This is a genomic window from Vibrio sp. Y176 (assembly GCF_033438945.1).
In genome coordinates, this window is sequence record NZ_JAWOQS010001235.1 from 1 (window position 1) to 508 (window position 508).

Sequence of the window (508 nt, forward strand, 5' to 3'; positions counted from 1 at the left end):
CGGTTGTGTCAGCAACTTCGACTCAGCCGGAAACTACAAAGACTATTACCTCACACCAGAGCAAGCCAAAATCGTGGCGGGTGACATGGCCGCGCAGCTTAAAGCCAGTTATCCCGCTCGGGTGATATTCAGTTTCCCTCATACGGAGACCGTGTTTACTGCCGAACTGGAAAACGCCATTCGTGATTCAGGGCTTGGCCTCAGCGTGGCAGAGGTTCCAAGCTATCACCGCTTGCGCGTTAAAGTATCGAGACTCAATGACACACAGTTCTACAGTGAGCTGTTTGTCGACAATGTGACGTTTTCGAAGATTTGGGTTGAACGGGACAACACCTTGATACCACTCAACACCACCACTACCTTTGGAGGTCAGCATGAGTAACCCCCCTGTAGAAGAGTCCCCCAATGGTCTAGAGGTTGCCACCGATGCACGCAAGGGCTATCTCGGCGGTGGCATTTCGAAAAAGCTCCTTGTGTTAGTCGGCGGTGGGCTGTTTCTGCTCATCAT

The 508-nt window shown here is 52.0% G+C and carries 1 protein-coding gene; it reads left to right on the forward strand.

What is annotated here, in order from left to right; all coding sequences use genetic code 11:
* Positions 1–382, forward strand: a 382-nt coding sequence (locus R7O13_RS31160; protein WP_318305767.1) for a hypothetical protein, incomplete at its 5' end; no start/stop codon positions are given.
* Positions 383–508 lie beyond the last annotated feature (126 nt).